Origin of the sequence: Chryseobacterium fluminis (assembly GCF_026314945.1) — a bacterium.
Lineage (GTDB): Bacteria > Bacteroidota > Bacteroidia > Flavobacteriales > Weeksellaceae > Chryseobacterium > Chryseobacterium fluminis.
In genome coordinates this window covers 2,987,732-3,008,680 of sequence record NZ_CP111121.1, presented here as the reverse complement: position 1 = coordinate 3,008,680, position 20,949 = coordinate 2,987,732, and the positions used below count along the sequence as shown (strand labels likewise).

At 36.3% G+C, this 20,949-nt stretch carries 24 protein-coding genes; 3 read left to right on the top strand and 21 right to left on the bottom strand.

Annotated features, from left to right (window positions below):
* Positions 1–8: 8 nt before the first annotated feature.
* The 8 genes from ODZ84_RS13725 to mraZ all read right to left on the bottom strand — a co-directional run bounded on the left by ODZ84_RS13725 (position 9) and on the right by mraZ (position 9,344).
* Positions 9–1,247 (bottom strand): FtsW/RodA/SpoVE family cell cycle protein, encoded by a 1,239-nt coding sequence (locus tag ODZ84_RS13725; protein ID WP_266172932.1) that lies wholly within the window; start codon positions 1,245–1,247, stop codon positions 9–11.
* A 6-nt stretch (positions 1,248–1,253) separates the two neighbouring features.
* The gene (gene murD, locus ODZ84_RS13720) at positions 1,254–2,591 is read right to left on the bottom strand and encodes a UDP-N-acetylmuramoyl-L-alanine--D-glutamate ligase (RefSeq protein WP_266172931.1); all 1,338 of its coding nucleotides are present in this window, start codon (positions 2,589–2,591) and stop codon (positions 1,254–1,256) included.
* 83 nt (positions 2,592–2,674) lie between these two features.
* Positions 2,675–3,916 carry a phospho-N-acetylmuramoyl-pentapeptide-transferase gene (gene mraY / locus ODZ84_RS13715; RefSeq protein WP_266172930.1) on the bottom strand — a complete coding sequence of 414 codons (1,242 nt, stop codon included), beginning with the start codon at positions 3,914–3,916 and terminating at the stop codon, positions 2,675–2,677.
* A 108-nt stretch (positions 3,917–4,024) separates the two neighbouring features.
* Positions 4,025–5,485 carry a UDP-N-acetylmuramoyl-L-alanyl-D-glutamate--2,6-diaminopimelate ligase gene (locus tag ODZ84_RS13710; RefSeq protein WP_266172928.1) on the bottom strand — a complete coding sequence of 487 codons (1,461 nt, stop codon included), beginning with the start codon at positions 5,483–5,485 and terminating at the stop codon, positions 4,025–4,027.
* A 62-nt stretch (positions 5,486–5,547) separates the two neighbouring features.
* Complete coding sequence (locus ODZ84_RS13705) at positions 5,548–7,539, bottom strand: penicillin-binding transpeptidase domain-containing protein (protein ID WP_266172927.1); 1,992 nt, start codon at positions 7,537–7,539, stop codon at positions 5,548–5,550.
* A complete protein-coding gene (locus tag ODZ84_RS13700) occupies positions 7,523–7,891 on the bottom strand; it encodes an FtsL-like putative cell division protein (RefSeq protein ID WP_266172926.1) in 369 nt (122 codons plus the stop codon). Before ODZ84_RS13700 ends, ODZ84_RS13705 begins: the two co-directional genes overlap by 17 nt.
* 62 nt (positions 7,892–7,953) lie before the next feature.
* The gene (gene rsmH, locus ODZ84_RS13695) at positions 7,954–8,847 is read right to left on the bottom strand and encodes a 16S rRNA (cytosine(1402)-N(4))-methyltransferase RsmH (RefSeq protein ID WP_266172925.1); all 894 of its coding nucleotides are present in this window, start codon (positions 8,845–8,847) and stop codon (positions 7,954–7,956) included.
* Between the two features lie 38 nt (positions 8,848–8,885).
* Entirely contained in the window at positions 8,886–9,344 is a 459-nt protein-coding gene (mraZ, locus tag ODZ84_RS13690; protein WP_266172924.1) for a division/cell wall cluster transcriptional repressor MraZ, read from the bottom strand.
* Between the two features lie 271 nt (positions 9,345–9,615).
* On the opposite strand from mraZ, the gene ODZ84_RS13685 reads away from it, so the two are divergent.
* The 3 genes from ODZ84_RS13685 to ODZ84_RS13675 all read left to right on the top strand — a co-directional run bounded on the left by ODZ84_RS13685 (position 9,616) and on the right by ODZ84_RS13675 (position 11,509).
* Positions 9,616–10,377 carry an alpha/beta fold hydrolase gene (locus ODZ84_RS13685; RefSeq protein ID WP_266172923.1) on the top strand — a complete coding sequence of 254 codons (762 nt, stop codon included), beginning with the start codon at positions 9,616–9,618 and terminating at the stop codon, positions 10,375–10,377.
* 66 nt (positions 10,378–10,443) lie between these two features.
* On the top strand, positions 10,444–11,067 hold the full coding sequence (yihA, locus tag ODZ84_RS13680) for a ribosome biogenesis GTP-binding protein YihA/YsxC (RefSeq protein WP_266172922.1): 624 nt from the start codon (positions 10,444–10,446) through the stop codon (positions 11,065–11,067).
* Positions 11,060–11,509 (top strand): GNAT family N-acetyltransferase, encoded by a 450-nt coding sequence (locus ODZ84_RS13675; RefSeq protein ID WP_266172921.1) that lies wholly within the window; start codon positions 11,060–11,062, stop codon positions 11,507–11,509. Before yihA ends, ODZ84_RS13675 begins: the two co-directional genes overlap by 8 nt.
* Positions 11,510–11,567: 58 nt before the next feature.
* Here ODZ84_RS13675 and ODZ84_RS13670 read toward each other — a convergent pair whose 3' ends face one another.
* The 13 genes from ODZ84_RS13670 to ODZ84_RS13610 form a co-directional block, all read right to left on the bottom strand.
* The gene (locus ODZ84_RS13670; protein ID WP_266172920.1) at positions 11,568–12,467 is read right to left on the bottom strand and encodes a hypothetical protein; all 900 of its coding nucleotides are present in this window, start codon (positions 12,465–12,467) and stop codon (positions 11,568–11,570) included.
* Between the two features lie 11 nt (positions 12,468–12,478).
* Positions 12,479–13,819: a beta-carotene 15,15'-monooxygenase gene (locus tag ODZ84_RS13665; RefSeq protein WP_266172919.1), complete on the bottom strand. Its 1,341-nt coding sequence runs from the start codon at positions 13,817–13,819 to the stop codon at positions 12,479–12,481.
* Between the two features lie 6 nt (positions 13,820–13,825).
* On the bottom strand, positions 13,826–14,233 hold the full coding sequence (locus ODZ84_RS13660; protein WP_266172918.1) for a hypothetical protein: 408 nt from the start codon (positions 14,231–14,233) through the stop codon (positions 13,826–13,828).
* A 5-nt stretch (positions 14,234–14,238) separates the two neighbouring features.
* Complete coding sequence (locus ODZ84_RS13655) at positions 14,239–14,640, bottom strand: DUF6804 family protein (RefSeq protein WP_266172917.1); 402 nt, start codon at positions 14,638–14,640, stop codon at positions 14,239–14,241.
* 9 nt (positions 14,641–14,649) lie between these two features.
* Positions 14,650–14,865 (bottom strand): TM2 domain-containing protein, encoded by a 216-nt coding sequence (locus ODZ84_RS13650; protein ID WP_266172916.1) that lies wholly within the window; start codon positions 14,863–14,865, stop codon positions 14,650–14,652.
* A 3-nt stretch (positions 14,866–14,868) separates the two neighbouring features.
* On the bottom strand, positions 14,869–15,495 hold the full coding sequence (locus tag ODZ84_RS13645; protein WP_266172915.1) for a PH domain-containing protein: 627 nt from the start codon (positions 15,493–15,495) through the stop codon (positions 14,869–14,871).
* Between the two features lie 17 nt (positions 15,496–15,512).
* Positions 15,513–16,037, bottom strand: a complete 525-nt coding sequence (locus tag ODZ84_RS13640; protein ID WP_266172913.1) for an SH3 domain-containing protein — start codon at positions 16,035–16,037, stop codon at positions 15,513–15,515.
* Between the two features lie 11 nt (positions 16,038–16,048).
* Positions 16,049–17,119, bottom strand: a complete 1,071-nt coding sequence (locus ODZ84_RS13635; RefSeq protein WP_266172911.1) for a type I restriction endonuclease — start codon at positions 17,117–17,119, stop codon at positions 16,049–16,051.
* 5 nt (positions 17,120–17,124) lie between these two features.
* Positions 17,125–17,463 carry a YegP family protein gene (locus tag ODZ84_RS13630; protein WP_266172909.1) on the bottom strand — a complete coding sequence of 113 codons (339 nt, stop codon included), beginning with the start codon at positions 17,461–17,463 and terminating at the stop codon, positions 17,125–17,127.
* Between the two features lie 69 nt (positions 17,464–17,532).
* The gene (locus ODZ84_RS13625; protein ID WP_168802030.1) at positions 17,533–17,703 is read right to left on the bottom strand and encodes a hypothetical protein; all 171 of its coding nucleotides are present in this window, start codon (positions 17,701–17,703) and stop codon (positions 17,533–17,535) included.
* A 144-nt stretch (positions 17,704–17,847) separates the two neighbouring features.
* Positions 17,848–18,513, bottom strand: coding sequence for a response regulator (locus tag ODZ84_RS13620; protein WP_266172908.1), 666 nt, complete (start codon positions 18,511–18,513; stop codon positions 17,848–17,850).
* 117 nt (positions 18,514–18,630) lie between these two features.
* Positions 18,631–19,293 (bottom strand): response regulator, encoded by a 663-nt coding sequence (locus ODZ84_RS13615; protein WP_266172907.1) that lies wholly within the window; start codon positions 19,291–19,293, stop codon positions 18,631–18,633.
* Positions 19,294–19,303: 10 nt separating this feature from the next.
* Positions 19,304–20,932, bottom strand: coding sequence for a tetratricopeptide repeat-containing sensor histidine kinase (locus ODZ84_RS13610; protein ID WP_266172906.1), 1,629 nt, complete (start codon positions 20,930–20,932; stop codon positions 19,304–19,306).
* Positions 20,933–20,949 lie beyond the last annotated feature (17 nt).

The following is a 20,949-nucleotide window of genomic DNA, read 5'->3' as shown; positions in this document are numbered from 1 at the left end:
CTCTGATGTTAAGCGATATCGTTGATCTCGGCTATGCTTTGTTTTTTACCCATTCCTTCTTCATCATAAATCTGTATTCTGGAGCTTATGTTTAAAATAATTCCCAACTGCAAATATGTTACCAACATCGAGGTTCCTCCGTAACTGATCAATGGCAGCGGTTGCCCGGTAACAGGGATTAAATTCACTGCAACTGCAATATTGACAGCAAGTTGTATGAATATCATCACCCCGAGGCTGAGGACCAGCAGGGATCCGAAAAATGCGGGCATCTTGCTGGCAATCATCACGATACGGATCATCATAATTAAATATAAACTGATGAGAAAAGCAGCGCCGATAACACCGTACTCTTCAACAATAACAGCGAAAATAAAGTCGGATGCAGATTGTGGAAGCATTTGTTTTAAAGCACTTTTTCCGGGTCCCATACCTGTGATTCCACCATGAACAATGGCGGCTTTTGCCTGCATGACCTGATAGTTTTTGGCCTTCAGACTTTCATCGTCTACATCGGCTGTCTTTGCTTTGGTTGATGTAAATGTTTCAATACGGCTCATCCAGGTATGAACACGGTTCCCCCCGATCATATTCGTATTGAGTGCAATTACTAAAAAGAAGACAATCGCTACAAACGATGCTGAAATAAATCCTGCGATATATTTCCAGTGCAGCTGACCGATAATCAGAACGATCACTGAGACCATTAAAATCATTAACGCTGTAGATCCGTTATCTTTTGCCACCAATACAAAGACCAGTAAAATAGGTCCGAAAATATACATGATATTCTCGATCGGAAGTCTTTCCCGGGTAATTTTCTTGGTCAGGTATCTGCACAGATAGATAATCAGCATTAAGAAAGCGAATGAAGAGGGCTGAAATGAAATCGGGGTTCCCGGGATTTTCAGCCATCTGGAGGCGCTCGCTCCGTCGATGGTTTGTCCTGTAAACATCGTAACGACCAGCAGAATAATCATTAACCCAAGAAGAATGCTGCTGAGCTTCCCGATATATTCATACTTTACCATCCCGACCACTCTCATAATTCCCAGGCCTAAGACTACAAAGAACATATGTTTGATAACGTGACCGGTAGTGGTCCCGTTATTGACAATATATTCCAGATTCGAACTTGCAGAATAAACAGGGAAGATAGAAAAAATGGAGATCACAAGAATGACCATCCAAAGTACTTTATCACCCTTTAGAAATTCAAATCTGCTTTCTGTGTCTTGTTCGTTCATATATTGCTATTGGCTTATGGCTTTTAATACCTGGTCTTTAAACTGACGTCCTCTGTCCTCATAGCTTTGAAATAAGTCGAAACTAGCACAACAAGGGGATAATAAAACCGTATCTCCTTTCTTTGCCAGCGCTTTTGCAGTCTCCACCGCTTTTTCCATGCTTGAGGTGTCGTAAATAAACTCTATTTTGTCTTTAAAGAAATTAATAATCTTATCATTATCAATTCCCAGGCAGACAATCGCTTTAACTTTTCTTTTAACCAACTCTTCAATTTCTGAGTAGTCATTTCCTTTGTCCAGTCCTCCCACAATCCATACGGTAGGAGTTTTCATGCTTTCCAGTGCATAATAGGCTGCATTGACATTGGTCGCCTTACTGTCATTAATGTATTTAACGCCTCCGATTTCAGAAACAAACTCCAGTCTGTGTTCGACGGCCTGAAAAGTCATTAATGAATGTCTGATACTTTCATTATTAATCTGTAATATCTTACCTGCTATGGAAGCGGCCAGACTGTTGGCTACGTTATGTGTTCCGAGAAGGGATAATTCTTCAATTTTCATTGAAAAATCATCTTTGAGTTTAACTTCTATTTTATCATCATTAATGAAACCTCCTTCCGCTACTTTTTCTTTTGTGGAAAAAGGAATCATTTTGGCTTTGATCTCTAGTTTTTCAAGAATGATTTTACTCATTTCGTCATCCTTATTGTAGATGAAGAAATTATCATTCTCCTGGTTTTCAGTAATCCTGAATTTGGCTAAGGCATATTCTTCATAATTGTAGTTGTACTGATCCAGATGGTCCTGTGACAGGTTCAGCAACAAAGAAATATAAGGTCTGAAATTCTGAATATCGTCCAACTGGAAAGAGCTTACTTCCAATACATAATATTCATGGTTTTCATCAGCTACCTGTCTGGCAAAACTGTAGCCTATATTTCCGCCTAACCCAACGTTTAATCCATCATTTTTAAGGATATGATATATTAATGAAGTCGTTGTTGTTTTTCCGTTGCTTCCTGTGATGGCTATGATTTTTGCATCGGTAAACCCGGCAGCAAATTCAATTTCAGAAGAAAGTCTGATTCCTCTCTCATGAATTTTATGAATAATATCGGCCTTCTTTGGAATTCCCGGGCTTTTTACGATCCAGTCGGCATTCAGAATTCTTTCTTCATCATGGTTTTGTTCTTCAAATTGAATCTCATTTTCAATAAGAAACTGCTTATAGTTATCTTTAATAGCTCCCTTGTCTGAAAGAAAAACCTCCAGACCTTGTTTTTTAGCCAAATAAGCAGCTCCACAACCGCTTTCACCTCCTCCTAAAACAACTATTTTCATATTAATTTTTTTGTAATATGTAAAATGTAAAGCATATCATGTATTTTCAATCTGATTACCTTACTATTTTACTTTTATAAAAATTATCTCATCTTCAACGTAATCAGACATACAATGGCCAGCATTACACCGATGATGATCATTCGGTTAACTATTTTGCTCTCATGAAATCCTCCCTTCTGATAGTGGTGATGTAAAGGGGACATTCTGAACAATCTATTAGTCTGGGCATATTCCAGCCCATATTTTCTTTTTCTGTATTTGAAAACCACGACCTGCAACATTACCGATAAGTTTTCTATTAAAAAGATTCCGCATAACACAGGAATCATCAATTCTTTTCTTAAAATGATGGCCAGGACGGCGATAACGCCCCCAAGCATAAGACTTCCGGTATCACCCATGAAAACCTGTGCCGGGTATGTATTATACCAGAAAAAGCCGATAACAGCTCCCACCATGGCGACAACAAAAATGGTGGTTTCACCCATATTAGGGAGAAACATAATGTTGAGATAGTCCGCAAAAATGATGTTCCCGGATAGGTAGGCAAAAAGGCCTAAAGCCAATAAAATAACGGTACTTGTTCCCGCAGCGAGACCATCAATTCCATCAGTGATATTAGCGCCGTTGGATACTGCGGTTACAATGAATATAACAATAGGTATAAAAACAACCCAGGCCCACTCGTGGGCATCTTTATCATTCATCCAAAAAAGGATTCCACTGTAGTCAAACTCATTATTTTTAGTAAACGGAACAGTAGAAACAGTGATTTTCTCGGTAGGCATGAAGTTCTGCTCTACATTATTCCTGTTGACCACTTTTGCGTCTGCATATTTTCTTTTAACAGTAATGTCAGGATGGAAATACATTGTTACTCCGATGATTAGCCCTAATCCCACCTGTCCTACAATTTTGAATTTACCACTTAATCCGTCTTTATTTTTTTTGATTTTCTTCAGGTAATCATCTAAAAAACCAATGGCGCCCATCCAGATGACGGAAACGATAAGAAGGACAATGTATATATTGGTAATTTTTGTAAACAGAAGAACAGGGATCAGCGTTGCCAATATGATGATCAGACCTCCCATGGTAGGAGTTCCTTCTTTTTGCTTTTGCCCGTCTAGTCCAAGATCACGAACCAGCTCACCCATCTGTTTTGCTCTCAGGTAATTGATGATTCTTTTTCCGTAAACAAGAGCAATGGTTAGAGAAAACAAAACTGCCATTCCGGCACGGAAAGAAATGTATCGTAACAATCCTAATCCGGGAACGTGTATTCCATGGGCAGTTAAATATTCATATAGATAGTATAGCATGTTTCTTTTTTTTTATTATTTAAAAATTTAAAAATTCAGTCTATTTAAGATGGATTCCTTATATTTTTATCAAATTTTTAAATTTTAAATGCATTCGGTCTTTCAATTTTATTTGGACATTAATTTCCAAAGCTCATCGATTACTTCCTTATCATCAAAATGTTGTTTTACCCCATTAATCTCCTGATAGGTTTCGTGACCTTTTCCGGCTACGAGAACGATATCTTTAGGTTCTGCAAACTTGATGGCCATTTTTATGGCTTCCCTTCTGTCCGGAATTGAAGTGTATTTGCTGAAGTTCTGAGGCTCCACGCCGGCTTCTATTTCCTTTATAATGACTGCAGGATCTTCCGTTCTCGGATTGTCTGAAGTGATGATCGCCAGCGTAGATTTCTTCGTGGCGATATTTCCCATTTCTGATCTCTTGGAATGATCTCTGTCTCCTCCGCAACCGAAAACAGTAATCAGTCTTTCATTTTTTGTTCTGATATCATTGATGCTGTCCAGAATATTTTCCAGAGCGTCCGGAGTATGTGCATAATCGACGATAAAGAAAATTCCTCCGCCGGATTTGAAGGTTTCAAACCTTCCGGAAACTCTTTTTAATTTACTGATGGCCTGCAGAATTTCATCCTGCTCAAAACCCAGCTCTGAAGCGATCGCGTACACAAGCAATAGATTATAAACATTAAATTTTCCTGTCAGCGTTGTCCAGAATTCTTTGCCATTGAAGTTCAGCAGCATTCCGTTAAAGTCTACTTCCAGAAGTTTCCCATGGAAATCTGCCATTGTTTTCAAGGCATAGGACTTTTTTGTTGCTTTTGTGTTCTGAAGCATCACATTTCCGTTCTTGTCATCAATATTGGTGATGGCAACTGCGGTATGCTGAAGTTCATCAAAAAACCTTTTTTTGGTTTTTAAATACCCGTCAAAAGTTTTATGATAATCTAAATGGTCGTGGGTAAGATTTGTAAATCCGGCTACTTCAAAATGAAGACCTTCGATCCTGTTCTGGGAAATTCCGTGAGAACTTACTTCCATAAAAGCGAATTCACAACCTTCTTCCACAGCCTGGGCTAAAATTTTATTGATGGTAATCACATCCGGAGTGGTATGGGTCGCCGGAATCTTTTTTTCTCCTATTCTGATTTCTACCGTAGAAAGTAAAGCAGAATCGTAGCCTAAATTTTTAAATACATCGAAAAGCAGGGTAGAAACTGAAGTTTTCCCGTTCGTTCCCGTAACTCCTATCAGCTTTAATTTTTCAGAAGGATTTCCGTAGAAATTGGAAGCCAGCTGCCCTAAAGCCCTGGAAGAATCTTTCACCATAACATACGTAATGTTATCTGCGAAGTTTTCAGGAAATTCTTCACATACGATTGCTTTAGCTCCATTTTCAATGGAAGATGCAATAAATGAATGTCCATCCACAACCGTTCCTCTCATTGCGATATACAAAGAGTTTTCCGTAATCTTCCTGCTGTCAGATACCAGATCTGAAATCTCACGGGTGTTATCACCGTGAATTTCAAGGACCGGAACTCTGTTCAATAATTCATTTAACTGCATTTCTTTATTCTTTAATAGGATTCAGCCTATTCTGTCTATATCTCTTTGAGTCTTCTTTCTAATTAATTCTGCAGAGATAAATATATTCTCTGATTTTTACTAATGGTGGTGCCTTCCATAGGAAATTGCTCTGTTATTCTTCCTACTCCTTTAAAATTAACGCGGTAGCCTAAATTTTCCAGTTGTGGAATTACATTCTTTCCTATCAGACCTACGACGCCTGGCATCTGTTTATTACTTACCACTACTTTTACATTAGGCTCAACCATTTTATTCAGGTTAACCTTTCTGTCTACAAGCATTTCTTTCTCAACATTTTGAGGGGTCTTCAGGAATGTTTTTCCTGCGATTTCTTTGAAAACAGGTGCTGAAACCGTTCCTCCATAAAACCCTTTTGCCGTATTGGGCTCACTGATCATTACGTAACAGGTGTACTTAGGATGATCTGCGGGATAAAATCCTGCGAAAGAGGCTCTGTATTTCATCGGCCCCGGTAACCAGTATTCAAATCTGGCCGTCCCGGTTTTTCCTGCCATTTTTAAATTAGGAGTAAAAATACTTCGTCCGGTGCCTTTTTCAACCGCCTTTGTTAACGCATTGGTCATCATTTTAATCGCTTTGTCAGATGCCATTCTGTTGACCATTACTTCAGGTTTTGCACTGTACATGATCTTTCCGTCTTTCATGATTTTGTCGATGAATAAAGGCTTAAGCATTTTTCCACCGTTAGCAACTCCATTATAAAAGCTCGTTAACTGTAATAAATTAATGTTTGAAGAATAACCGTAAGAGATAGACGCTAAAGTTGCAGCATTCCATCTTTTGTTCTGAGGGGTTACAATTTTAGGCTTTGTAATCCCCGGAAGTTCGATATCCATTTTGTCAAATAACTTCCAGCGTTTCAGGTGATCCAGAAAGATTTGGGGTTTTTCAGCATAATACTTTGTGATCAGTTTTGCAGTACCCACGTTGCTGGATTTTGCCAAAACGTCACTGATGTCGTAAGTTCCGCCGCCGTGACCGTCTGAAATCCTTTGTTTGGCATATACCCAAACTCCGTTTCCTACGTTCACGGTTGTATTTTCGTCAATAAAACCATCATCCATTGCCGCCAGAAGTGAAATGGTTTTAAAAGTAGATCCGGGTTCTATATTATCTTTTAAGGCATAGTTGTAGGAATCTGCATAATCTCCGTCTTCGGTTCTTCTTAAATTAACCATAGCCCGCACTTTACCCGTCTCGACTTCCATCACGATGACAGTTCCGTGTTTTGCCTCAAAATTGATCAGTTGTTTTTCTAAAGCGGAGTGGGCGATATCCTGAATTCTAAGGTCTAAAGTGGTGTAAACATCTTCGCCATCCACAGGTTCCTGAACTTTCCAGAAATCAATAGGCTTCCATTGGGAAGAATTGATTCTCTGCTCTAATCTTTTTCCGTCGGTCCCTCTTAAGTATTTTGAGAAAGCACCCTCAAGCCCGGCCGTATGCTCACCGTCATCCATTCCGATCGTTCCGGCTCCGATTTCAGATGTGGCAAGTTCCCGTTTATAATTTCTGTCAACAATAAAACCACCTTTGTTTTTACCTTTTTTAAAAATAGGAAATTGTCTTATTCTGTCGTACTGATCAAAATCAAGACCTTTCACCAAAGTATAATACTGGTTCTTTTTCCTTCTCTGTTCATCAAATTTCTTTCTGAATTCACCTCTTGGTTTTCCGAACATCTTGCTTAAGGAATCCGTTAATGCACCGATATTGTTGGTGTAAACGGTATCCCTCATTGTTTTGAAATCGAGATAGATATCGTAACGCATTACGGTAGTGGCGAGGATCGAACCGTCTGAAGCAAACAGGTTTCCGCGGGCAGCTTTTAAAGTGGCTTCGCGGTAGTTTTTATTAATGTAATCGTCTTTGATTTCCTGGACATTGGTGTTTTGAAGGATTATAATTCTTGCAATGAACATTACAAACACGCACAAAGCTACCACTGCGAAGAGGTAGCCCCACCTTAACGTTTTTTTACGTTTGTTATCGTATTCACTTTGCTTTTGCATCGGTACTGTCCAGTTTTATCAGCAGTTTATGAGGATGATTTTCAAGGGTCATTAAAGAGTCCCTTGCCACTTCTTTCCCCAATTGCGATTCCATTTTTACTTTGATCAGCTTACTTTGGGCGTAAGCGTTTCGTGATTTATATTCTTCTGTTTCTTCTTTTAAAGCGTTAACAATTTTAATCTTTTTGTTGACAAGGTGATTGCTGTAAATCATGGCCATCATTAAGATAAACAACAGGAGGAAATACTTATAATGTATTTTGATCTCATCACGGTTCAGGAAATTCCCCTTTATAATGTCAATAAAGGTTAATCTTTTCTGAGGGCGATTTGTTGTTGCTCTTTTTGCCATCTCATTTACCTGTTAATGGTTGTTTGTTGCGAGATTATAAACCCTCAACAGTAAACCAGAAACTACACTTTTATTCCTGTTCTCATTTTTGCACTTCGCGCTCTTGAGTTTTCTTCGATTTCCTTATCATCAGGAATGATCGCTTTGCTCTTTACCAGTTCGAATGCTTTTTTATAATTTCCGTAAATGTCTCTTTGAGGTTCCCCTTCAAACATTCCGTTTTTCAAAAATCTTTTGACCAGCCTGTCTTCTAATGAATGATAGGAGATTACAACCAGTCTGCCCTCCGGTTTTAAAACATTATAGGCCTGAACCAGCATTTCCTTTAAAACTTCCAGTTCCTGGTTTACTTCAATTCTTATCGCCTGAAAAAGCTGGGCATAAAATTTATTAACTTTATGCGGAGGAAGATAGCTGAATAATTTTTTCAGATCTTCCGTGGTGTTGATACTCTTGTTTTTCCGGTGATGAACAATATCTCTGGCCAGTTTTCTCGCTTCTCTCAGTTCGCCGTAATAATAAAAAATATCAGCCAGCTGCTCTTCCTCGTAATCATTGATGACTCTTTTGGCATCCAGCCCCTGCATTACATTCATTCTCATGTCCAGAGGCGCATCGCTTCTTGTCGAAAAGCCTCTTTCCGCTTCATCAAACTGATGTGATGAAACGCCAAGATCTGCCAGGACCCCATCAATCTGAGAAATACCATACATAAGCAGGGAATTTTCCAGAAATCTGAAATTCTGATTGATCAGGGTAAATCTCGGGTCATCTATTGTATTCTTAAGGGCATCTAAATCCTGGTCAAAACTAAACAGCCTTCCTTTATCCGAAAGTCTGCTCAGGATCTCCTTCGAATGACCACCGCCACCAAAAGTACAGTCCACGTATGTTCCGTCTGGATTCGTCACCAAATCATCAACACTTTGCTTCAACAAAACGGGGTTATGATACATGTCTAAATTGTGTTTTTTTACGCTTTTTAACAGCGCGGTTATTCTTCATCAAAAGCGCCCATTACATCCTCCGCGAGGCTTGCAAAATCAACTTCATCGGTAGAAATTACTTTTTCATAGGCTTCTTTATCCCAAACTTCAAAAAGCTCTCCTGCACTTGTAATAACAACATCCTTCTGTAGGGTTGCAAAATGCATCAGGTCTTTTGAAATCTGTAATCTTCCAGCATTATCCAATTCTACCGTTTTTACTCCTGCCGTAAACATTCTGATGAAATCAGCATTCTTTTTAATGAAACGGTTTAATTTATTAATCTTGCCCATCACTTTGTCCCATGCATTCATAGGGTAAACTTCCAGGCAAGGTTGGAACACGGATCTTTTGACTACAAATGCCTTATCCTCGAAGTTTTCCATCTGTTTAATTAATGATGAAGGAACTTTTAAGCGGCCTTTGTCGTCAATTTTACACTCATATGTCCCAATGAAACTTTTCATTTGGAGCAAATTTATATAATAATTTCCAAAAATTCCCACTTTTTCCCACTTTTTGACTTAATGTTAATAAGTTTTATCAAAGATTTAGATTTTGTAGTGTAATGAATTGACGTGCAATAGGTTGTGAAATGTGTTATTTGGGGCATACTAAGAGATTTTCAAAAAAAGCGTTAAAATAATGGTTATTATATTATTTTTATTTTAAATTAGGGTAATCAAAATATTTTTGAGGTTTAATTTGTATTTTTGCAAGGCTTTATTAAGGCATTTTATGATATTTAGTACAAAAAAAGAAAAGAAATATACCTTTGTAGAAGCGGGGGAAGGACATCCATTGGTGCTATTGCACGGTTTAATGGGTGGTTTGAGTAATTTCGATAAGATGGTGAATTTTTTTTCAGAGAAAGGATTTAAGGTGTACGTACCTCAATTACCGATCTATGATTTGCCGGTACTTAATACGAATCTCACCACGATTGCAAAATATATTATAAAGTTTATAGAGAGCCATATTGAAGAGCCTGTTACCATTGTCGGAAACTCGATGGGTGGCCATGTGGGACTTATCTTAACATTAGCAAGACCTGATCTTGTAAGTAATCTTGTGCTCACGGGAAGTTCAGGTTTGTATGAAAGAACTTTCGGAGACAGCTTTCCTAGAAAGAACGACCGTTCTTATATAAGGAAGAAGACAGAAGAGGTTTTTTATGATCCTTCAGTAGCCACCGAAGATCTGGTAGATGAAGTTTTTGGTGTAGTCAATGACAGAATGAAAGGCATCAAAACAGTGATGCTGGCCAGAAGTGCAATCAAACATAATATGTTGCATGATCTTCCTAAAATTTTAACCCCAACCTGCCTGATCTGGGGAAAACAGGATAATGTAACACCGCCAGAGGTGGCAGAAGATATGCACAAATTTATTCCGAATTCAGATTTGTTCTGGATCGATAAATGTGGTCATGCTGCCATGATGGAGAAGCCGGATGAATTTAATGAGATTCTCTACAGCTGGTTGAAAAATAAAGTTTAATAAAATATAAATGAACCATTAAGAGCTTTTCTTAATGGTTTATTTTTCTTAAAATATTCAAAAAAAATGGTTATTAAAACTGCAAATTTTGTAAAGAGTAGCGGAAAATGGCAGGATTGCCCGGAACCTACCATTCCCGAATATGCTTTTATCGGAAGGTCCAATGTGGGAAAGTCTTCACTGATTAATGCAATGATGAATCACAAAGATTTAGCTAAAACATCAGGGACTCCCGGAAAAACCCAACTTATTAATCATTTTTTAGTTAATGAAAACTGGTACCTGACCGATTTACCGGGTTACGGATACGCCAAGGTTTCTAAATCTATCAGAAAAGATTTCGAGAAACTCATCACCAATTATATTTTAAACAGAAGAAATTTAGTCAATCTTTTTGTGCTGGTAGATTCAAGACACACGCCACAAAAGATCGACCTGGAATTTATTCAGTGGTGTGGGGAAAGCGGGGTGCCGTTTTCTATTGTATTTACAAAAGTTGATAAACTAAAACCGAATATCGCCATTAAAAATGTAGAAAACTATAAAGCAGAACTTCATAAGACCTGGGAAGATCTGCCGGAAATTTATGTGACTTCTGCAGAAAAGAAAGTGGGTGGGGAAGAGATTCTGAGTTTTATACAGAAAACCAACGAGTTTTTAATTAATAATGCGGTAAGTTTCGATGAGTAATACAATCTGGAAAATTAAAAGTTTTGAAGAATTCACTGTTCCTGAGCTGTACGCTGTTTTAAAAGCCCGCATCGATGTTTTTGTTATTGAACAGAACTGTCCTTATCCTGATCTGGATAATTATGATCAGAAAGCTCTTCATATCTGGGCAAAGGAAGATGGTGACGTATTAGCCTACTGCAGGATTTTTAACAAAGGGATAAAATATGAGGAAACCTCTCTGGGAAGAGTGCTGACAACAGAAAAAGCGAGAGGGAAGAGCCTTGGCAAGCAGTTGATACAGTATGCTGTAGAAACCATAGAAAACCGCTTTCATACTTCCGAAATAAGAATTTCGGCCCAGGATTACCTGTTGAGATTCTATTCAGATTTCGGATTTGAAGATACCGGAAAAAAATACCTGGAAGACAATATTCCTCATACGGAAATGTTGAGAAAGTAAAAAACAGCAAAGAAATTTAATTCTTCGCTGTTTTTAGTTAAATATTGGAGTGTGTTTTTTATTTCCCTGAAATAGCTTTTAAGATAATGGGTTCCAGATTGGAAGGGAGGTCGGCAGATCTGATCTGGTACTTTTTGATTTTCATTTCTTTAAACCAATTTTCCCAGTATTCTTTAATAACAGCTTCTTCAAAAGGATTTCCTTTTTCGGGATTGATTCCTAAAACAATAACTTCGAGATTACTCAGGTTTTCATTTGCTTTTACAAAGCCAAAGCCATTTTTTTCAATGGTATCTTTAAAACCGGATGTTGTCAGGTTATTAGCTTTTATAAGCTTGGTTGTTAAATAGGAAGTTTTGTATGATTTTTCCTTCTTTTCATCAAACTTAGTATTTTCATGATACATATAGCCGTCGGTTAAAATGAAAAGAATGTTTCTGCGATCATCTTTAATGCAATAATCTTTCACTTTGTTTTTGAAAAACTCCCAAATATCGGAGCCAATGTATTCTCTATCTTTAATGGCTGATTTATAGATTTGTAAAGGTAATTCCAAATATTTTTTGTCAACAGAATCAAAATAACTTTTTGGAATATCCTTATTAAAGGAAACTTTCAGCTCTTTTGTAAGTTCATTCATTTTCGGGTCTGAAGGCTCCGGGTTGAAGAAAACCTGCATCTGATCATCATATGTGATGATTTTTTTTGATTTGACATGGTTTAAAAATCCTTTTTCAATGGCCTTAATATATTCCGTGTCCCTTTGATAATATTCCATTGTGGGATTAGGATTAGCTACTGTATCAATTCTGTCTGATAAATCAATTAAAATGCTGACATTGATATTGTTTGAGTCAACAACAATAGAATCCGTATTTCCTTTGACTGTTCCGTCATCTTTGCCTTTGCAACAGGAAACCAACGAAATGATCATCAATAAATAAAGTAATTTTTTCATAATTTGTAATTTTACAAGGATGATAAATACACTAAGTTTTGGTTGTCGGAATTAGCACCTACCGTTTCCAGATTGACATTGTAGGTTGCAATACAGTCATCAATCATCGTTTGCTTTTCCGTTCTTGATACTGCTATTTTTTCACCGATAAAAGTGATCCAACCTTGAACATACTCTGACGCATATAATTTGTAATCTTTAGTAGGTATGATTACACCGTCAATAATATTCTGAAGTTCTTCTATTCTTCCTCGTGTTTTGATAATTGATTCTTTTGTACTTCCGATATTGGCCAGGATTTCTTCAATTTCCTTTTTCAGAATATTGATCTTTTCCTGAAAGAATTCAATCCTCTTCTGTCTGATTTCCTGTTCATTTTTGATCTTATCTTTTTCACGGTGTTCTTTCATTACAAAGTCGAAAACCAGTCCCCAAATAATGTATACAATGAATCCAGCGAAAATAATTCCCCAAAACTGAATTTTGGTAAAAGCAATTTTAATATCAAATGGTGGTGATTCAAAAGTTTTGTTTAATTCATACAATTTTGACTCAATTTCGTAGGCTAGAATGCAGTCGAAAATAAATGTTACGATAAATAATAATCCCAGCTTGATATAATTGGCTCTTGTTTTATTCTCCCAAAACATATGAATCAAATATCCCAACCCGAGAAATACAAACGGGATCAAGGTAACAAAAGCTCCTTCAATTACTCCTTCGTTCCACGCTTTACTGAAAGCCTGTGCATCTAAAACACTTTGGATAATTGTACTTTTTGCATCAAAACTTTTGAAAAAAGCTGAATAAGAAGTTGAGATATAAAATGTTCCTAAATATAAAGTTATGGGAATCAAAAGGAAAAGCCCGATCCAGAATTTTGCAGAAGCTCCTTTTGTTGCTTTTATATTGTGCTTTTCCGGGTTTCTGGGTAGATCAAGGATTTCAGCTTTTAAATTTTCAATTGTATGCTGATGATTTTCAATTTCTATATTTTTGTTTTTTAGCTGCTCTTCTTTTGTTTCCTGTGATACTGTCAGCGCCTTAATTTCAGTTTCTCTGTTTTTTTGTTCGTTGACGTAGGATTCTTTCAGATTTTTCTGTTTTTCGACCATTTCCTTTTCTTCGTTCTGAAATTTCGAATAAACGGCATCCAGGCAAATGGATAGAGTAGAGTGGTTTCCGTTGGTTCGTGAGCTGTCCCTGTAACCTGATTCATGATAGGTTCTTTTTCGGGTTTCTTCGAGAGATTCATCGCTTGGAATGATATCGGTTTTAGGAAGATGTTCCTGTTTGGACTCTATCGGAACGGATTTGAGTTTAAATAAATTTTTTATACTGGTGGTATCCATGATAAGTTAGTTTTTTAATTCATATAAAATTTCGCTTTTATTCTTTCCGATTTTCACGGCTTCAATAAGATAATCTACAATGGAAGGTGCATTTTCTTCTACAAAACCAAACATCAGAACGTATTTTTGCATAGCAATATATTCGTTTGGAGAAACAATTCCATCTGCCCAGATCATTACGGTGAGATCATATAAATAATCTACTTTCTCCTCAATAGTCTGTGGTACCAATGATTTTAAATTGATTGGATTTAAAAGGATTTCATCTAAATTTTTGGATGGAATTCCCCTTTCTTCTGCACATTTGTAGAGCATTTTTAATTCTAGTGCACTGAAATCATCATCACAGATAGCCATTTGATACAATCGTAAAAAATGTGCTTTGAGATTTTCAGTTATTTGATTGTTCTCCATAATGGTTATTCTTCTTTTGGCTTTTTAGGATTAATGATTCTGTCTCTTGAAACAGTTCTTTGTTGGATGGGAGCAGATTGTTTCGTGGTTTCTTCAGGAACTTCTTCTTCCTTTTTTTGTTCTTTTCTTTCTGCGAAGTTGATCAGCAGAAATAAAATTCCTGTGATGATATCAATCGGGATCCAAATGCTTTTCCTATATAAATAAAAAGGAAAAACGGGATTGAAAAGAATGAGAATGATTAGAAATAATATACTGAAATAATGTTGTTTAGAGCTCAGCGTATTGTATAAAACCAATAAAGCTCCAATGGAAATAATAATTCTAAGAAAAGTATAATATTCTATAGGAAGTTTGAAAATACCAGCGAAACAACATAACGCACAGAAGGTGAGAAATGGTTTCATAATGTTTGCTTAAAATCCTGTTTTGAGATTATATTTATAATTAAAACGGCTTTCAGACATAAAAATAAGTACAAAGAAATCAAACAATGCAATTAATGCGGGAATGAAAGTCCAGCAAAATACCAAATACAATATTCCCATAATATTTTGACCTAGGTAAAACCTGTGAATGCCTAATCCTCCCAAGAAAAAAGCAAGTAATGCGGCGGTAGATTTTGATTTCATAATTTAAACTCTTGATAAAACTTCGTTCTTTTTTGTTTCAAACTCTTCAGGAGAAATGATTCCGTTCTCTTTTAAGTCTTTTAACTTCTGCAATAAAGCAAAAGGATCTTCATTCTCTATCAACAATGGCTTTTTTTCTTCCTGAAATTGTTGAGGTTGTGTGATAATAGGGGTAGCATTATTCACAGTAACGCCCCCTGCAGAGGCTCTCAATGTTTCAAGATTTTTTTCTCGTCTGAGCCCCCGCATTTTTTCTTCCACTTCCTGTGCAAACTGATACAGCTTTCTGGCTTGGTTTTTAGGAAGATAATCCATCATATTTGTAAAGTTTTTTGTAGTTCTCATAATAAAGGTAGAGCCAACAATTCCTTCTTTGATGTGACAATCAGCAATATCCACCCAACTGTAATCCTGAAAATCCATAGATAAGCCGAAGTTTTTTGGCCTGCAGAAAATAATTCTTCTATTGGTAAGGGCAATACAATCAGGGGATAAATTTATTACAGGTTTTTTCTGAACAGCTATATATTCTACAGCTTCTTTTGAGGTAAGAAGGCTGTTAATTCTTCCTAAAAGCTTTTGAACAGCTTGAGGATCCTGTTCTTCATTTAAAAATTTCTTTAAGTTCATATTATTTTGTTTTTTGATTATTTTATATCTTTATTGAAGACATATCCTGTCTTTCCATTTGGTTTGACCTGTACTTTATACCATGATCCTTCCTTTGAAAGCTTTAACAGTTTGGCATCTTTAGGTACTTTTGTTATTACTTTAGATCGAAAGGTAGGTTTTTCATAAACATTTGTTATTGCAATGCCTGCAATGTATCTGTTGTTAGAATTTAGATTGATATTTACCTTTTCAATAAATACTTTTGGAGGTTTACTGGTATGGGGCTTTGAAGATCTGTAAGAATCCGGGGATTTATGTTTTTTAGACTTGCTTTTCGAAGAGCTTCCCGAAGAAGAGCTTTTTCTGTAAGATCCACCACGACAAACACCACAAGTTCCACCACTGCTGCAGTGGGCACATCCTGAACAGTTGGAACAAGCGGAACAATAGGCCGAACCCGTACATCTTCCGCCGTGTCCTACATTGTCATTGGCTTTCAGACAAGAATTTAAAAGAAATAAGCTGAATATCAGTATTATGAAAGATATTAAAGTTTTCATGGCTATTAATTTTATACATAATTTTCCAGCGTCAGATGAAGCTGATTTCTATAATTGGAGATCTCATCCAGTGTATTTAATAACATCTTTTCTCCTGCTTCTTTTCCGTTGTGAAAAGTCTCCAGATATTTATTCGTTGTATTAAAATGCAATCTGCAAAGTGGCTTTCTGTTGTTATCATCCAACAACACCCCGAAATAGGAAAGAGTATCTCTGTAAGCAATTCTTGAAGATGGAATTTTCTCCCTTAGAATAGCTTTTACAATTTGAAAACCTTCGAGCTCTTCCTCCGTAGTTACAATTTTAGAATCGTTATTTTGATCGATGGGCTGTGATGATTTCACATCGTCTTCGTTTTTTTCTATCTGTTCATTGATGCTCAAAGCGGATTTTAACCGGAAGCTGATCGACTCATTAATAGAAGTAGTCAATGCTTTTTTAGCATATTCCTTGAAGGAAACCATTCTGTTGGCTGTTAAGGGCTTTTCAAAGAAGCGGTTCACCAGAAGTTTTACCAGTTCGTCAGATGGGTTTTCGATTTCTTTTTCGAATTCCTTTCTGATGGCTTTGATGTATTTCAATGCTTCTGCAGAATCGAGGATACTTTCCAGATTATAATCTTTTTTGGTAAAGCTTTCCAGAATTTTAATGGAGCTGTCTTTAAGATCTTCAATATTGATGGTAAAAAACGGCTTTTCATCCATAATATTAGGCTTTTCCAAATCCGTATAAAAGTTGTACACAATCCCATTGGTGAGAACTCCGAATCTTGTTTTTGAAACATGATAATATCTGTGAAGCTGCGAATTATGAGCATCAGCGCTTTCTTTCCAGTGCTTACATTCAATGATGAAGATGGGTTCATCATTATTTTTGATCAAATAATCCACTTTTTCTCCTTTTTTTGTTCCGATATCACAGACGTGTTCAGGAACAACTTCAGTAGGATTGAAAATATCATAACCAAGGATTTGTATGAAAGGCATTACAAAGGCGTTTTTTGTCGCTTCTTCTGTTCCTATCTTGTCTTTAAGACCAATTACTTTCTGATGCAGTTGCTCAAGTTTAATTTTAAGATCCATAGTTTTTAGTTTTTTAAAGTTTCATCAACGATTTCTGCTGTCGGAGCGTTTGATTTTACGGAAGCGATACCATTTTCCATTCCGGATTTTGTGCTGTACATTTGGCTGTTTCCGATAATTTCACCATTTCTTGCTTTTAACACGAAATAGTCTTTTCCATTTTTTGCAAGCCTTCTGTCGTATCTTGAAAGATCCTGAGAATTAACTTTTACGGACTCAATTCCTTTCTGGCAGGATGCTTTCTGAACATATCCTTCGCTGGTTAGAATAATTTCACCGTTTCCGGCTTTCAGATTGAACTGATACTCTCTGTTAACTCTTTGAGTGATTACGAATTTTCCCATGATTATTATTTTTTTTAATTAAAATCCAGCGACATTTTTTATTAATAATCGCTGGAAATAAAGACTTAGTTAAGCGTACTGAATTAATTCCCAGGTAACTGCTTTTCCATCATAAGGAGGCATTCTATTTCCTTTTGAAATTGGGGCTGTAGTAGAAGGGTTCCCAACGACTTTCCAAACTCCAGATTCAGGACAATTTTCTCCTGTCTTTGCTTTTGTTCCTAATGGTTTTCTTTCCATTGCAAAAATTTTATTGGTTTAACACTTCAAAATTATGAGCATTAAATCTTGATTCATTACGGAAAACCGTAAATTGCAATTACTTCATAAAAAAAACCTTTCAAAAATGAAAGGTTTGTATATCACAGGATTAATAGGAGAAGCTTAAATAATCCCTAAATCTTTACAAAAAGCAACAAGTTGCTCATTACTAGTGATCTGAAGATCTTCTTTCAGGTTGTTGAGTTTTTTTTCTACACTGCTCAGGCTGGAGGGTTTAATATTTCTTTCTTCCAGATGAGCAGGAATATTTTTCTGTAATATTCCTTTAGAAAGAAGGGATACGAGGGTGATGTCAAATGTAGAAAACTCATAGCTGTTGAACTTTTTCATGTCTTCCTTCAGATCAAAAGATAAATAATTTTCCCCGATGTATACAGCTGCAATAGATTTTTTCAAATCTTTTGAATCGTTTCTGGCTTTACGAACATATCCGTTAATGTGATAATCTGAAAAAAGACTTTCTATTACGCCGGTTTTATGTTCAGCCGAAAATACAATAACTTTCAAATCAGGCTGTATCTCTTTTGCTTTTCTGATGAGTTCTTTTCCGTCTTTAAGATTCTGTTCGTGATGATCATCCTCATAGTAAAGATCTGTAATTAACAAGTCGTATGGTTGTTCTTCCCGTAAAGATTTCTGTATTTTTCCTATAGCGTCGTCGCAATAGTATACATAATCTACCTTAGAGATATTCAGACTCTCAAGGGTTTTCTGAACGGAAATGTTGATGCTTTCATGGTCTTCGGAAATTAAAACTTTTTTGAACATGGTTATACGGTTTAATTTTAAAAATAGGTTAAGACCTCAAAAGTATATTCATTTATTTTTTCATCATTACGGTTTCACGTAAAGCGTAAGAAAAAATGACCTTTTCAGCAGAGGTCATCAGATCAGGCCAATATCTTTGCAGATCACAATCATCTCAATATTGTTTTTTGCACCGAGACTATCCCTAAGTTCATTCAATCTCTTTTCAATGGATCTGATGCCGTAAGGCATCATTCGATGTTCTTTCAGATAGGTACTTATTTCACTTTGTTTGTTCCCTTTAGCAAGGAGCTCAAGCAATTTAATATCATACATATCAAACTCAGAAGAAATATGGCGCATTGTATTCAGAACTTCCTGAGGAATAACAGTCTCTCCATTAAATATTTTCCGTATTGTGCTTTTCAGATCTTGTCCGTCACGTCTTGCTTTGCTTACAAATCCGTCAACTTGATATATCTTGTAAAGATCATCAATTGTCTTAGCTTTCTTTTCTACAGAAAATACGACTACTTTTAAATCAGGCTGAACCTTTTTCACCTCAAAGATAAGCTCTTGTCCGGAAAGAAGCTTCTGTGGAATATGGTCTTTGTCAAATGACAGATCAGCAATAAGCAGATCGTATGGATTTTTCTTTTCTAAAGATGTTCTGATTCTGCTTAAAGCTTCATCACAATACGTTACATAGTCAAAATCAGGGATGTTTAATTCTTTTATTGTATTCAGGATTCCCTGGTTCATTATTTCCTGATCTTCGACGATTAAAACTTTTTTGAACATGTTTCTATGTTTAGGAGATAGGGAAAGAAAGATTTACTTTCAGTCCTTTTTCAATTTTCGTATCAAAAATAATTGTTCCGTTGATGGCTTCAATGCGGGAAGTCGTATTTCGCAATCCGTTTTGAAAAACGGGTTCTCCGGAAATCCCGATACCGTTGTCTTTATATTGGATTTCGACTTCTTTATCTGTTCTTTCAAATTTAAAAGCAACATGGCTGGCGTGGCTGTGTTTTTTCATATTCACCATAAGTTCCCGGATGATCTGATACACCTCTTCTTTGATAGCAGGAGAAAGATTTTCCCAGATGGCAGGATTATTCCCTGCGGTAAAGGTTTTAACGGTTGCATTATTAAACGAAGCAATAAGTTCCGAAATCTCTTTACTGAATTCTTTTTCTTCACCGGCTTTATCATACGAGATATCCCGTGATTTTTCGTATACAAATTCCAGTTCATCAAGAGCCTTATTACGGTCAAATTCTTCCTGGTTTTCAATCTTTGTCATCACCTGATAGATCCCGTTAGCGACCACATCATGAACTTTTTTAGAAAGCTTAAGCTGAGTGTTTTTAACTTCAAGTTCTTTTTCCTGTTCGAGGCGTTTTTTTCTTTTTTTGAAATAGAAAGTCCCAACAATCAGCAACAGTCCTAAAGAGAGAAGTCCGATATTTTTCTTGAAATTATCTACTTTTAATTTCTGATTTAAAGCATTCTTCTGTTCTACATCATATCGTACACTGGCAAATTGGTTTTTGTGCCTGCTTATGGTTGTCTGTAGGTGATCGTTTATCGAATCAAGTTTTTTGAAGTTTTGCAGATAATGATCTGAATCTAAGGTTACAATTCTTTTTAATGCCGTGATCTGATCATCGGGAAGTTTGTTTTCCAAAGCAGACTGCAGCATGCACTTGGCAAAAAATAATGAAACGGTGTTATCTTTATCAAGATAATAGGTTGATAAGGTCTCAAAGCTTGAATTTCTGCCGAGTGCGTCATCACTCCGTTCTCTAATGTGTAAAGCTTGAAATAACTCAGGCAGCGGATTATAATTTTTATCCTTGAGGTATTTCGCTTTTGCAAGATTGTTGATGACTTTGGAGAAGGTAGCGCTGTCTGTAGTGGCAAGTGCTTTATTTAAATAAGCTTTTGCAGAATCATATTTTTTCTGGCTTATCAATAAATCACCGATGTTGTTGTAACATAAATATTTGTCTTCCTCATTATCAATATATTCTAACGCAGTAATATAGTTTGAGGAAGATCTTTCAAACTCCTTAAGAAAATGATATGCCAGCCCGATATTATTATAATTGGTGGATAGCGCCCTTCTATAGGCACTGTCATTTTGTTTTTTAAGAAATTTATTGGCTTCAAGAGAAGATTCGATGCCTCCAAAAAAATCTCCCTTGCCGGTCTGAATTACAGCCATATTCACTAAGGAATTACCTATGCCCAGAGAATCGGAAGTTTTTAAAAAATCATTTTTGGCCAGGTTATAGTAATAAAATGCTGAATCTTTTTCATTAGCCTCTCTGAATACCCGGGCTTTTTGATAATTATAATTATTATGCAGTATTTTATTCTCTTTTTTACAAGAAAATAGGAATATGATTAAGATAAGAAAGAATAATCTTTTCATGAAATAGTTTTGTGCAA